Origin of the sequence: Desulfovibrio sp. SGI.133, assembly GCF_050313955.1 — a bacterium.
Classification (GTDB): Bacteria; Desulfobacterota; Desulfovibrionia; order Desulfovibrionales; family Desulfovibrionaceae; genus Desulfovibrio.
Genome location: NZ_JBNPMK010000011.1, coordinates 1 through 13,393 on the forward strand (window position 1 = coordinate 1; position 13,393 = coordinate 13,393).

At 67.3% G+C, this 13,393-nt stretch carries 8 protein-coding genes; 2 read left to right on the forward strand and 6 right to left on the reverse strand.

All coding sequences use genetic code 11. The features are described 5' to 3' along the window. Positions 1-108 precede the first annotated feature (108 nt). From ACQRBR_RS11470 to ACQRBR_RS11495, 6 genes are all read right to left on the reverse strand, one after another. Complete coding sequence (locus tag ACQRBR_RS11470; protein ID WP_321031047.1) at positions 109-1,506, reverse strand: phospholipase D-like domain-containing protein; 1,398 nt, start codon at positions 1,504-1,506, stop codon at positions 109-111. A 36-nt stretch (positions 1,507-1,542) separates the two neighbouring features. Continuing rightward, on the reverse strand, positions 1,543-1,968 hold the full coding sequence (locus ACQRBR_RS11475) for a universal stress protein (protein ID WP_303880554.1): 426 nt from the start codon (positions 1,966-1,968) through the stop codon (positions 1,543-1,545). A gap of 163 nt (positions 1,969-2,131) precedes the next feature. Then, the gene (locus ACQRBR_RS11480) at positions 2,132-2,554 is read right to left on the reverse strand and encodes a universal stress protein (RefSeq protein ID WP_301967624.1); all 423 of its coding nucleotides are present in this window, start codon (positions 2,552-2,554) and stop codon (positions 2,132-2,134) included. Between the two features lie 157 nt (positions 2,555-2,711). Then, on the reverse strand, positions 2,712-7,706 hold the full coding sequence (locus tag ACQRBR_RS11485) for a 7TM diverse intracellular signaling domain-containing protein (RefSeq protein ID WP_427813016.1): 4,995 nt from the start codon (positions 7,704-7,706) through the stop codon (positions 2,712-2,714). Positions 7,707-7,867: 161 nt separating this feature from the next. Then, on the reverse strand, positions 7,868-8,584 hold the full coding sequence (locus ACQRBR_RS11490; RefSeq protein WP_303880560.1) for a tetratricopeptide repeat protein: 717 nt from the start codon (positions 8,582-8,584) through the stop codon (positions 7,868-7,870). A gap of 155 nt (positions 8,585-8,739) precedes the next feature. Beyond that, positions 8,740-10,083: an RsmB/NOP family class I SAM-dependent RNA methyltransferase gene (locus ACQRBR_RS11495; RefSeq protein WP_303880562.1), complete on the reverse strand. Its 1,344-nt coding sequence runs from the start codon at positions 10,081-10,083 to the stop codon at positions 8,740-8,742. 237 nt (positions 10,084-10,320) lie between these two features. On the opposite strand from ACQRBR_RS11495, the gene ACQRBR_RS11500 reads away from it, so the two are divergent. Together ACQRBR_RS11500 and purD are read left to right on the forward strand one after the other, a co-directional pair. Further along, positions 10,321-11,949, forward strand: a complete 1,629-nt coding sequence (locus tag ACQRBR_RS11500; protein ID WP_303880564.1) for an FG-GAP repeat domain-containing protein — start codon at positions 10,321-10,323, stop codon at positions 11,947-11,949. Between the two features lie 114 nt (positions 11,950-12,063). Continuing rightward, the gene (gene purD / locus ACQRBR_RS11505; RefSeq protein WP_303880566.1) at positions 12,064-13,365 is read left to right on the forward strand and encodes a phosphoribosylamine--glycine ligase; all 1,302 of its coding nucleotides are present in this window, start codon (positions 12,064-12,066) and stop codon (positions 13,363-13,365) included. Positions 13,366-13,393 lie beyond the last annotated feature (28 nt).

Sequence of the window (13,393 nt, forward strand, 5' to 3'; positions counted from 1 at the left end):
GACCGGATGGCGGCCGGAGGCCGTACCCGTTGGCGACGAAGGGAGCCTTACGGGCATCGACAGCAACGCGCGACCGAAAGGCGGCCCGCAGAGGGCTTGTATTGTCGTTTACAGATAGGGCGAAAACAGCCAGCAGGCGGCGTCACGCAATTTGAGGATCAAAAGGCGTTCCTGCAGGTCCTTCAGGGTCACTTCGCGGCTGCGGGCGATGGTCATGTCCATGTGCAGGGCCATGGCGGTATGGAATTCGGGATCGAAGACTTCCATGTTCAGCTCAAAGTTCAGGCGCATGCTGCGGGCGTCCAGGTTGGCGGAACCGATCTGGCAGTAATAGCCGTCTACGGCCAGCAGCTTGGTGTGGGCAAAGGGCGGCGGCTGGAACCACACGCGCACGCCCGCTTCCAGCAGGACGGGCAGCAGGCGGAAGCTGGCCCAGTGGACGAAAGGCAGGTTGTTTTTGCCGGGCAGGACCACGCGCACGCTGACCCCGCGCTGGGCCGCGCTGCGCAGGGCGGCGATAAGCTCGTGCGACGGCAAAAAATAGGGCGTCATGATGCGCACCGTATGCTGGGCGCTGCCGATGACCCCGCAATACAGGTCATTGAGCGGATCGGCTTCGGTACCGGGGCCGTCCAGAACCATGCGGCACAGACTGTCCCCGGACATGATGTTGCTGCTGGGCAGCAGACTGCGCTGGTCGAATTTGCCGGTGGCAAAGCCCCAGTCCAGCAAAAAGGCCCGGCGCAGCTGGTCCACGATGGGACCTTCGCAGCGGAAGTGCAGGTCCTGCACACAGCCGGGATGCTTGCTGAGGATGTGGTTGTCCGCGATGTTCATACCGCCGGTAAAGGCCGTATCATCGCAGATGAGCAGCTTGCGGTGGTTGCGCAGGTTCAGGCTGAGGCTGGGCGGAAAAAGGCGGGGCGGCAAAAAGCGGGCCAGCTGGCCGCCGGCCTGGGGGATGCGCTTCCAGGGTTTGCGCAGCGAATAGACGGCACCGCCGAAGCCATCCACCAGCAGGCGCACGTCCACGCCGCGCCGGGCGGCATGGCACAGGGCTTCGGTAAAGCTTTCACCCACGCTGCCGCCGCGAAAGATATAGGTGGAGAGGAAGACTTGCTTGCTGGCCCGGTTGATGGCGTGCAGCATGGCCGGATAGGCCTCGTTGCCGTTGCGCAGGGGCAGGATGCCGTTGCCGCTGCACAGGGTCTGGCCTGTCAGGCGGCGGCCCAGGATCTCCAGGGGCCATTCCTGCGGCGGCGCGATGGCCGTGCGGTGGCAGACGACTTCGGGATGATGGGCGTAGTCAGGTTCGATGGCGGCCATCTTGCGCATAAGGCGGGCCGCCAGGCTTTCGGCACGGCTGATGCCGAACAGGCAGTACAGCACGATGCCGACGCCGGGCAAAAAAAGGACCGTCACGATCCAGCCCAGCGCCGAGCGCGGGTCGCGCTTGTGGAGCAGGGCATGGCAGACGGCCCCCCAGGACAGAAGGTGCGCTGCCACAAGGCCTAAAGTTCCCAGTGTCAGCACGGCGGATCGCTAACGGCGGACAGCCAGCAGCGGAATGTCGGTATTGCGCAGCACGCGCTCGGTGATGGAACCGATGAGCATGTCGGCCAGGCCGTCACGGCCGTCGGTGTACATGACGATCATGTCCACGCCTTCTTCATGGCCCACGGTGACGATGGTGTCGGCGGCCAGGCCTTCACGCACGATATAGCGGCAGGCCACGCCTTCCTTTTGCAACGCATCGGCCAGCGGAGCCAGCAGGGTCTCGGCCTTGGCGGTATTGGAACGTTCCAGTTCGGTATGGGCAGCGCCGCCCACCAGGTTGGGCAGGGCTTCGGTCACATGCAGCAGGATGATCTCGCCGGAGCACAGGGTCTTGGCATGGCGCAGAGCCTTGGCAGCGCGTTCGCCGGAATTTTTGCCGCTCACGGGTACGAGGACACGTTGGTAGATCATGTGGGCTCCTTGGATTGGAATGACATTGCCCCAGAGGGCATCTCAGCGGACTATTTTCGCACGACAGGACGATTTGTGCAAGCCTGCCGGGACACCACGCCGCCACCAAAAAAAGCCCGTTCCGGGGAACAGGCTTTTTTGATGGCGATGGGGCGGCAAAGGCCTACTGGCGGACGACCAGCACGGGCAGCGGCGTGCTGCGCAGCACATGCTCGGTGATGGAACCGAACAGCTTGTCGGCCAGGTCGTCATGACCGTCCGAGAACATGACGATGGCTCCGGCGTCCATTTCCTGGGCTGTCCTGACGATGGTCTCCACAGGCAGTCCGTGGCGGATGACGGTCTGATGGACGATGCCGGCATTGTCCAGCTCGGCGGCGAGAGGCGCCAGGAGGGCTTCGGCCTTGACGGTGACGTCCTGCTTGTCGCTCGTGAGGTTGGGCATGGGGGATCCCACGCTGGGCGCCACAGCGTGCAGCAGGATGATCTCCTTGGGATCCAGCTTCCTGGCCTGGCTCAGGGCCTTGAGGGCGCGTTCTCCGGAATGCTTGCCGCTCACGGGCAGAAGGACACGTTCGTAACTCATGTGGACTCCTTGCATAAAATAAGAGATGGCCCTTGTGGGCGTTGAAGATTTAGTCTGGCACGACTTGCCCCTTTGTGCAAGGGGGGCCTGTTGCGGCCTCCGCGCCGGGGCCGGAACGAAAAAGGGCCGGTCAGCAGGACCGGCCCCGGTAAACGTATCAGGAACCCATGGAGATGCGGTGGCGCTCCACCGCCGTAGCCAGTTCGGGCAGCAGGTCGGTCACGGCCTGCAGATCCTTGGCGCGTCCGGCGCTCTCCACACAGCGGGCCATGCGGCCCAGTACCCGGAAACCGTAGCTTTCGGCCTCGGCGGCCAGGCGCCCGGCGGCGTCGGCCACCAGATGCAGACGCCGCTGTTCCAGGGCATAACCGGCCTCCGCCAGATATTTGTCCATGCGCCACATGAGGGCGGGCAACGGGTCCTCGGGGTCGTCCGGGGGCTGGGGCCGCTGGGGCATGGGCGGCACGGGCATGCGCGGCGTGGGGGCCACGGGCCGGGGCGCTGTGCGGCGCTCGATCCAGGGATTGGCCGTGGCGGGGATGTCCGCCGTGGTCCCCGGCGTCTCTTCCCGCGGTGCTTCCTTCTTGGGCATGGGGCGGGGGGTGCCCTGCCGTTCCTGCGCGGTCGCGGCCGGAGTCTGCGGGCTCGTGGCTTCTTCCTTGTCCTGGGGCTGGCTGTTGCCCGTGTGGAAACGGGAAAGGAAGCGCATCAGGGTATTGGCCGCAGCTCTGGTCCGGCTGGTTTCTTCCCGGCCGCTGGCAAGAAGCGTGGTGCTGTCCGGCGTCATGTCCGGCAGGCTGGAAACGTCCTTGCTGCCGGGTACGGCCTGGGGCGTCTCTTCCACAGGCGCGCCGGGGAAGGCAGGCTGCGTTCCGGCGGCGGGGCCGGTATTGCTGCTCTTGCGGGGCTGCGGCGTGATGAGGGCCGATTTGTCCGTGGGCACCAGGCTGGGCTTGCCCAGCTTGCGGGCGATCTCGTCCGGGCTGACATCCCGGCGCAGGGGGCGGACCGTGACGACGGTCTCCACCGGAGAGGATACCGTTTCCTCCTGCCGGGGGGCAGGACGGCTGACCGGGGTGCCGATGGGCATGGGCTCTCCGACCCATTCACCGGCATGGCGCAGGCTGGGACTTACATAGCCACCGGCAAGGGGACTGGCGGTCGCCTCGACAGACGGGAAGGCAGGGGCCCTCGTGGCAGAGGCGGCCTGTGCATCGGAGACCGGAGCTTCCGTGCGTTCCTTTTCGTCGACCGTGGATCCCGTCGCGTCATCGGCCGGGGCAGCAGCGGCTGCATCCGCCGTTTCCTGCGGGAGCAGGGGCTCTTCCTGCGTCATACCGGCTGCCGATGCGGTGGTCTCTTCTTCCTTCGCCGGGGTTTCCGACATGGCAGTCTCGTTCGTTTCCGCCGTTTCCGCCACCGGCACGGACGGGAAGTCCGGTGCCGCAGGCGCGGGGGCCGGGACGACGTCTTCGGCCGCCTCGGGAGCATTTTCGTTTTCCTGCACAGGGCTGTCCGCGGACGCGGCTTCCTCCGGCTGCGCAGCATCGGACACCGGCGCTTCGGCAGCATCCGTACGCGCGTCGCCGGTCTGTACGTCGTCAGCGGGCAGGGCCTGTTCGGCCGCAGCCTCCCGGGCCGGAGCCGGGGACACCTCGGCGGCCTCGTCCTGTGCGGCGGGCGTCACGTCAGCGGCATCATCCGCATCCGCACCAGCTTCATCCGTGCTGTCCATTTCATCGGACAGGGCTTCAGCAGCGGCGTCGGCCGGGGCAGCGGCTGCATCCGCCGTTTCCTGCGGGGGCAGGGGCCTTTCCTGCGTCATACCGGCCGCCGGTACGGCGGTCTCTTCTTCCTTCACCGGGGCTTCCGACATGGCAGTCTCGTTCGTTTCTGCCGTTTCCACCGTTTCCGCCACCGGCACGGACGGGAAGTCCGGCGTCGCAGGCGGCGTGGGAGCCGGGACGACGTCTTCAACCGCCTCGGGAGCATTTTCGTTTTCCTGCACAGGGTTGTCCTCGGACGCGGCTTCCTCCGGCTGCGCAGTATCGGACACCGGCGCTTCGGCAGCATCCGTACGCGCGTCGCCGGTCTGTACGTCATCAGCGGGCAGGGGCTGATCGGCCGCAGCCTCCCGGGCCGGAGCCGGGGACACCTCGGGGGCCTCGTCCTGTGCGGCGGGCGTCACGTCAGCGGCATCATCCGCATCCGCACCAGCTTCTTCCGTGCTGTCCATTTCATCGGACAAGGCTTCAGCAGCGGCGTCGGCCGGGGTATCAGCCGCCGCTTCCTGCTGGGGCAGGGGCTCTTCCTGCGTCATACCGGCCGCCGGTGCGGCGGTCTCTTCTTCCTTCACCGGGGCTTCCGACATGGCGGCATCGTGCGTTTCCGCCGTTTCCGCCACCGGCACGGACGGGAAGTCCGGCGTCGCAGGCGTGGGGACCGGGACGACGTCTTCGGCTGCCTCCGGAGCGTTTTCCTGTACGGAACTGACCGTGATGGCAGGCTCCTCCGGTCGCACAGCATCGGTCGCAGGCCGGGCGGTCTGTGCTGCGGGCGTATCGAGGCGCATGTCGTCCGTCAGGGTGAGGGGGGCCGCCTGGGCCGTACCCGCTGCAGCGGCCGCCGGAGCGGCGAACAGATCCGGCAGATCCTCGCTTGCCGCGGCAGGAGCGGCCGGGGCCGTCCGCTGCGGGATATCATCGGTGGACAGGAGCAGGTCGGCCACATCGTCATGGCTGCCCAGGATCTCGAGCACGGTCTCGCGCAGGGCATCTTCCGAGACGGGCAGGGTCAGGGCATGACTGAAACCGGCGTGGGCCAGCGCATCCCACTGGCTCTGATCGGGTGTCAGGGCCACGGCGCCGAAGGGGCCGGTCCTTTCGGCAAGGCTGTGGTAGCGGCGCAGCAGCGGCGCGGCATCCACGGAAGCCTCGGGGCCGCAGATCAGCAGCACTGAGGCAGGTGTCCGGCCCTTGCGGGCCCCGGCAGCCAGGCCGTGGGCCAGGGTGCCTGTCTCGTGGCAAGTGCAGGGCAGGTCACGCAGCATGGCGCCCAGTTCGTGACGGGTAGCGGCATCGGGAGCGCAGACCAGGACCGTGGGCAGGGCCTCGTCGTCAGAAGCTTCCGGGAGATGCAGCTGCAGGGTGAAGATGACGGACGTGCCGCGGGGGCCGCTCTCCACGCCCAGGAAACCGCCGTGGGACGAAGAGAGTTCCCAGATACGGGCCAGGAGCTGCGCGGAACGCTGTTCAGGGGGCAGGCCCGTGCCCGTGTCGCGCACCTGGAAGAGCAGATGTCCGGGGTGCTTGCTGTCCGGTACGTGGCGCACGGCAAAATGGATTTTGCCGTCCTTGGTAGCCCGTATGGCATCTTCCAGCAGCAGGCGGAGGACGTCTTCCAGTTCCCCGGCGGGACCTTCATAGAGCTGTTCGAGGTCGGCCGGGACATGCCAGCCCAGGGCGATGCCGGATTTTTCCGCCAGCGGGCGGCAGGTGTCATGGGTCTGCCGCAGGGTCTTGGGCAGATCGAAGACACGCTTCGTCGCGCGGGCCGCAGCCGCGGGAGCCGGTGCCGCAGGTCCGGCGGCATCCCCGGCCGGGTCGTGCAGCAGGCGCAGGGCCTGCTGGGCACGGCGGCCCATGCTCTCCACACGGGAGCGGACATCATGGGGCAGGGAGCCCTGTTCCAGCTGATGGATCTGTTCCACGATCTCGCGCAGGGGCGCGGCAAGGGCCTGTTCCAGACACCGGATGGCCGTGGCGGAGGCGCTTTCGGCTTCCACTGTGGCCGGTGCGGGGGCAGGCTGGCTGAGGCCGGTCATGAGCGGCAAGGTGTTGCCGTCGGTATCCAGCAGGCGCAGGTTGGGGTCCGTAATGGTCTGGTTCTGGGCGGGGCGGCCCGGTGCCAGGGGATCGGCCGGGGCGGCGGAAGTGCCCGTTTCACGGCCGGGGGCCGTCATGCCCGCGATGATCAGGGCGCTGAGGGCCGTCCCCCACAGGGGCAGGGTGCCCTGGACGAAGGGCGGGAGCAGCGTCCCGAGGTCAAGGACGGCCAGACCGGCCCCCAGTGCGGCCACGAGGCAGCCCAGCAGAAAACGGCGGGCTCCCGGCACGCCCATGAGCCAGGCGCCGAGCGTGGTAGGCACGAAGATCAGGGCCAGCATGGGCCAGAGCGGCAGGAAGCGCCCCAGCCAGCTGAAGTCGGGCCAAAGAGGCAACAGGGCCAGCACGGCGCCGGGCAGGGAAAGCAGCAGGTACTGGATGTCCAGCAGGCGGGAATGGCTGGCGGTCTGCATCAGGTGCCGGGCCAGATGGGCCAGGAACATGAGGGCCAGGCCGGGGGCCATGGCGCTGACGGCATCGGCGGGCGTGATGTTGCCGGCACCCAGGTCAGGCCCGCCCAGCACGGCATGGGTCAGGGCGGCGCCCACATACAGGGCCGTCCAGAAACGCCACTGGCCGCGTTCGGTGATGCCGCGCAGCAGGGCCAGCAGCATGACCACGGCCAGGGCCAGCATGACGCCGGGGCCGAGCAGGCTTTCCGGCGCGCTCGCCAGATTGTCCAGGCTGCGCAGGGTGGGCGCGAACCAGAGGGGCGGCTGTCCGTCCAGACGGATGAAACAGACCTGCGGTGTTTCCGCGGGCAGGGGCAGCGGCAGCAGGTTGCGCCAGTTGGCCTGGCTCTCCCGCCAGGTGGTCTGGCGGGAAAGCGGGTCGATGTCGGGCGTATAGAGGACGGCTCCGGCCGGGACACCCTGGCCGAGGTCGAGCATCAGGGATTCGGCGCGCTCCGTCCCGGCGGCGGGGATCTCCAGACGCAGCCAGGTCACGCCGCTGCTGCGGGGCAGGGTCCTGGGATGCAGCGGCTGGAAAGAGGGCATCATGTCCTGCGTGGCCACTTCTTCCACGCTCATGTCGCCGTCCGTATCCAGAAAAGCCGAAAGGTAGGGCAGGATGCCCAGCTGTCCCGCTGCGGTGCCCTGGGGCGTCGCGGACAGGCTCACGGGCAGGGCGGGCGTGGGCGCGGGGGCCGGGGGCGGTGTCGGGACCGCCGGACAAGTGGCGGCCAGGCACAGGACGAGCAGGAGCGGGATGACGATCAGGGCCAGCCTGCGGGAGCCGGCCTGTAGGGGAAGAAGGGGGTACGTCATGCTTTTTTACCTTGAGGGACATCTCCGCCACGGGGGAGACGGCCCGGAAAATACCGGGACAGCAGCGGGGACGGGAAGAGCGGACCGGTGGTCTGCGGACCACGGAAGGCACAGGGGCCGGTGGGCTGCCCCGGCCCGGGGGCGGGGCAGCCGGAACCGGATCAGTGCAGATGCTTGATCAGCTCCGAGACGGGCGTCCCGTCAGGGGCGTGGGCGTTGGGATCGGCGGCCAGCAGCTTGCGCCAGGCGGCTTCGGCCTCGTCTTTGCGCTTGAGGTCGTAATAAAGGACGATGCCCTGATTGAACAGGGCGTTCCTATGCCCGGGCTGGACGCGCTCCGCCTCGCGGAAGGCCTTGAGGGCATCCTCGAAGCGGTGGAGCTCGCGGTACATGATGCCCAGATCGGTCAGGACGTTGGCATTGCCGGGCTTCAGGCGCAGGGCGTTCTCATAGGCCGTGACGGCCGCGGAGGGGTTCTGGTTGTCGAACTGGAAGTTGCCCAGCTTGATCCAGTTCTCCGCTTTGTTGGGTTCCTTGACCACGGCTTCCTGCAGTTTGAGCAGGGCGCTGTTCAGTTCGGGGGAAAGGCTGGCCTTGGCCTGCTGCCGGGGCGCCGCCTGCTGTTGCGGTGCGGGCTGCTGGGCCGGGGCGGCAGCCTGGGGCCGGGGAGCGGGGGCCTGACGGCTGTCCATGAAGCCGGGCAGCATGCTGCCGATGCACAGGCCCAGGGCAAGGGCCACCACCACGCTGACCAGACAGGTGGTGAGGGAAACGGTGGTGACTCGGGCCGGGGCCGCCGTCTGGGCCTGATCCTGTGCGGGGGCCTGGGGCTTGTCCTTGACCGGCGCGGGCTGCTGGGAAGTCTTCTTCTTGGCCATGATCGCTCCTCTGCGTGCATGAAAGTGCCGCCGTCACGGCGGCTTCGTCCTGTGCGCTGTTCCTTGCGCTGTGAAAGTGGGGGCAAGAGTAGCCGCAGGCAGGTAAAGAGGCAAGTCTGCCCTGCCTGCGGCCCTGTCCGGCATTTGTGCCGGGCCTAGTTGAAACTGAGGGTCGCCCGGCCCTGTTTGAGCATCATCCGGGCCAGCGGCAGGTCGCGCCACCACAGGGCGGCCTCGTTGCCCGCAAGGCCGGTCTGGCGGCTCTGGCCGCTGAGCAGGGCCGTGATGTCGCTGATGTCGTCCAGTACCAGACTGTGCGCCGGGTCGGGGACGGCGGGCAGCAGGCAGCGCAGACGGGGCGCCATGTGCAGGCGGCCGCCTGCCATGCGGCCCAGCAGGGCGCCCTGCCAGGTAAAGCCCTGCGGCAGCAGCAGATCGGCATGGGCCGGGATGAAGCGTACCTGCTCGCCGTAGATGCGTGCCTCACCGGCGGGCAGACGGTCGGGATCGCAGCAGGGCCCGGCCAGGGCGCTGCGGGGCACCACCTGGCCCTGGGGCAGGGCCGGACGGGCATCGCGACGGTTGCGGCCGCGGGCCGCGTTGCGGGCGGCCGTGCGGGCATCGGGCTCGGCGGAGAGGGGCGGCAGTTCGGGCAGGGGGGCGTCCGCTGGCTTGCGCAGCAGGGCCACATAGAAACCCTGGGCCGCCGAGCGTTCGCCGTCCACGCGCAGGGTGCCCTCGCCGCCGGGGCGCTGTTCCCAGACGAAGCCCTCGAAGGGAGTCAGGTGCTCGCGCACCAGTCCCAGTTCTTCTTCGGCAAAGCGCACTTGCGCTTCGTTCTCGTCATCGTTGGTGGTGCAGGTGGAGAAGACAACGCGGCCGCCGGGGCGCAGCAGGCGCGCGGCATGAGCCAGCAGCAGCTGTTGCAGGCCCACTAAGCCCTTGAGCTTGTCGCCCTGCCAGAGCTTGAGGACCTGGGGGTTCTTTTCCACCGTGCCCCAGCCGGAGCAGGGGGGATCCAGCTGGATGGCGTCCCAGGTGCCGGGCGTCAGGGGCAGGGCCTGGCCCTCGAAGGAGCAGGTGCCCACATGCGGCAGGTTGCAGGCGTGCAGGTTGGCCCGCAGGGTGGCCAGACGGGCGCGGGAAAGCTCGTTGCCCAGCACGAAGCCCTCCGGGCCGGTGAGCTGGCCCAGGAAGCCCGTCTTGCTGCCCGGGCTCGCGCACATATCCAGCACGGCCTCGCCCTGCCGCGGAGCGAGGGCCAGGGGCGGCAGCATGGAAGACCTGTCCTGGATATAGATGTAGCCGAAAAAGGCGGCCAGCGAAGAGCCCAGCGGCCGCGGTTCGCACAGCAGGCGGCGGCAGAAGGGCGAGAACGGCTCGGGTTCGAACTCATAGCCCTGGGCGCGCAGCAGGCTCTCCACCTGCGGCATCTGCTCCGGCGGGCAGACCAGACGAAAAGAACGCCCCGTGGGGCGGGAAGGATTGGCGGTACTCATGGGCCTTTCTTATCTGTTCCGTCTGGAGGGGGCAAGAGCGTCCGCGTAAGGGAAGCGCAGGCCCGCGCCGTAACAGCGGATACGGCTTTCAAGTTGCGCGGCAGGCCAAGTGTCGCTATAGTTCCGGTGCCGCAGGCTGTACGGTCCCCGCCGCGACAGCGGCAGATCCTCCGGCCGGGGCAGGCCCTCCTTTGTGAGGGCGGTCGACGTACGCAGAGAACTGCAAGGAGATTTTGAATGAAATTTGCCATGAAGCTGGCGTTTGCCGCCTGCCTGATGCTGGTGATGGGCCTCCAGGCCCAGGCTGCCCAGGCAAAGTCTTTCGTGCTGCTGCCTTTTGAGGTGCATGCGCCCCAGAACTACAGCTACCTGTCCAAGGCTGTGCCTTCCACGCTGATGGGTCGTCTCAGTGCCACGGGCGCTACGGGCACCATGGGCCCCCGTGCGGCCGGCTCTGCCGCCGAAGCCCGCAAGTTCATCGGCGGTGCCGACTATGCCCTGTGGGGCACGGTGAGCGTCATGGGCAATGACTGCACCATCGTCCTCAACAGCGTGGACAAGAAGGGCGCCACCTGGACCAATACGGCCCAGGGCCCCATGAGCGCCCTGAACGCCACCGTGCAGCGTCTTGCGGGTGCCTTCTCTTCCGAGGTGCTGGGCGTCGCCGGTGCCGCTGCTGCCAGCCGTGGCGGCCGTTCGGACATCATCCGCAACGAGACCGGCCAGACGGAATCCTACCTGAACCCCCAGTTCCGCTATCAGGGCAACTCCGCTGACGGCTCCCGCATCCGCAGCCAGCGCCTCAAGGACGAGATGGTGGACATGGCCGTGGCCGACTTCAACGGTGACGGCCGCAACGAGATCGCCATCCTGCACGACCACCGTCTGGTCATCTACAAGTGGGGCAATGACGGCCGCCTGGGCAAGCTGGGTGAGATCACCGTTTCCCGCAGCAACCTGAACTTCTCCATGCGTGCCATCGACCTCAACCGCGACGGCGCCAAGGATCTGGTGGTGGCCACCTTCGAAGAAGAGAGCAACCGCCCCTACACCTACTTCTACGGCTTCCGCGGCAACAAGTTCACGGAAGTGGCCAAGCGCTGCTCCTACTTCGCCAGCGTCGTCAACCTGCCGCCTTCCTACCAGCCCACGCTGGTGGGCCAGGGCTGGGACTCCATCAAGCTGTTTGCCCCCGGCGTGCATGTCATGGTCAAGCAGAACGGCACCTATGTGCTGGGCCAGCGCGTCAACCTGCCCAGTGGGGCCAACGTCTTCAACGTGGCCTGGATCCCCGGCAAGAACGGTGACCAGCTGGTCATGCTGACCGACGACGAACGCCTGAAGATCTTCCAGGGCGCCAACCAGACCCTGATCCACACCACCATGGAACGCTTCTCCGGTTCCGCCACCGGCATGGAACATTACAAGGGCATGCCGGGCCTGGGCGTGGACCGCAACTACCAGATGCCCAGCAAGTACTTTGCTCCCATGCGTCTCATCGTGGCCGACATCGGCCATACCGGCGAATACACCCTGCTGGTCAACAAGCCTATTTCCACGGCGGCCCAGATCTTCGACCGCTACCGCTATTTCCCCCAGGGCGAAGTGCACGCTCTGTTCTGGGATGGCGTGGGCCTGGGCCTGAAGTGGAAGACCCGCCGCATCCGCGGTTCCGTGGCGGCCGTGGACCTGGCCGACTTCAACAACGACGGTATCCTGGACCTGGTGGTGGGCCTGAACACCTCGCCCGACCTGGGTGTGGGCAGCCGTCAGTGCCTCGTCACAGCCTATCCGCTGGACGTGTCGCAGATGAACCCCAACGCTCCTGCCGACCTCAGCGACTTTGAAGTGACCCCCAACTACTAACATGTAAGAGGGTGCAGCCCCGTTCCGTGTCGCAGCGGCGCGGGACGGGGCTTTTTCAGCAGCTCCGGCTGCCGGAAAGTTTTCCGTATGTCTATTTTTCAGGGAGGAGAGGTTGTGCGCATCCTGGTTATCGGTTCTGGCGGGCGTGAGCACGCCCTGGTGTGGAAGCTCAAGCAGAGCCCTCGGGTAAGTGAAGTTTTTGTGGCCCCCGGCAACGGCGGTACGGCCCGTGAGGGCGCCATCAACGTGGCCGTGGACGCCGGAGACCTGGACGGTCTGGTGGAACTGGCCCGCAAGGAAAAGATCGACCTGGTGGTGCCCGGTCCCGAACTGCCCCTGACCAAGGGCATCACCGACCGCATGCGTGAGGCCGGCATCCCCTGCTTCGGCCCGGATGCCTACTGTGCCCGTCTGGAAGGCAGCAAGGCCTTCGCCAAGGACGTCATGAACCGCGCCGGTGTGCCCACGGCCCACAGCCAGGTCTTCACCGATCCCGATAAAGCCAAGAACGCCGTGGTCAAACTGGGCGCTCCCCTGGTGGTCAAGGCCGACGGCCTGGCTGCCGGCAAGGGCGTGGTGGTGGCCATGACCACCCAGGAAGCCCTGGATGCCGTGGACGACATCATGTGCAAGCGTGCGCACGGTGCCGCCGGCGCCAAGCTCGTCATCGAGGAATTCCTCGTGGGCGAGGAAGCTTCCTTCCTTTGCCTGTGCGACGGCAAGACCGCCGTGCCCCTGCCTTCCGCCCAGGACCACAAGGCCGCCTATGACGGCGACCAGGGCCCCAATACCGGCGGCATGGGCGCCTACAGCCCCGCCCCCATCCTGCCCTACAACGAGGCCGAAGCCATGGCCGATACGGTCATCCGTCCCATCCTGGCCGCACTGGCCAAGGACGGCCATCCCTTCGTGGGCGTGCTCTATGCCGGTCTGATGATGACCGAGAACGGTCCCAAGGTGCTGGAATACAACACCCGTTTCGGTGACCCCGAATGCCAGCCCCTGCTGATGCGCCTGGAAGGCGATCTGGTGCAGATCATGCTGGACTGCATCGAGGGCAAGCTCCGTCCCGAAAGCCTCACCCACACCTCCCAGACCGCTCTGGGCGTGGTGGTGGCCGCCGAAGGCTATCCGCACGCCTATCCCAAGGGCATGGTCATCGAAGGCCTGGATGAGGCCGACGCCCTGCCCGGCGTCAAGGTCTTCCACAGCGGCACCACCATGGACGGCGACAAGACCCTTTCCAGCGGCGGCCGCGTACTTTGCGTGACCGCGCTGGGCGATACCCTGGCCGACGCCCAGGCCCGTGCCTATGAAGGCGTGAAGGCCATCCGCATGGACAAGAGCTTCCACCGCAGCGATATCGGCCAGAAGGGCATCCGCCGTCTGGAACAGCTGGCGCAGGAAGAAAAGTAAGCAACCGCGGCCCCGTGCCGCCATAAAG

Bases quoted from the DNA above. Each gene is read 5' to 3' on its own strand.
- ACQRBR_RS11475 (WP_303880554.1), bottom strand. From the start codon at position 1,968: ATGATCTACCAACGTGTCCTCGTACCCGTGAGCGGCAAAAATTCCGGC.
- ACQRBR_RS11480 (WP_301967624.1), bottom strand. From the start codon at position 2,554: ATGAGTTACGAACGTGTCCTTCTGCCCGTGAGCGGCAAGCATTCCGGA.
- ACQRBR_RS11500 (WP_303880564.1), top strand. From the start codon at position 10,321: ATGAAATTTGCCATGAAGCTGGCGTTTGCCGCCTGCCTGATGCTGGTG.
- ACQRBR_RS11485 (WP_427813016.1), bottom strand. From the start codon at position 7,706: ATGACGTACCCCCTTCTTCCCCTACAGGCCGGCTCCCGCAGGCTGGCC.
- ACQRBR_RS11495 (WP_303880562.1), bottom strand. From the start codon at position 10,083: ATGAGTACCGCCAATCCTTCCCGCCCCACGGGGCGTTCTTTTCGTCTG.
- ACQRBR_RS11490 (WP_303880560.1), bottom strand. From the start codon at position 8,584: ATGGCCAAGAAGAAGACTTCCCAGCAGCCCGCGCCGGTCAAGGACAAG.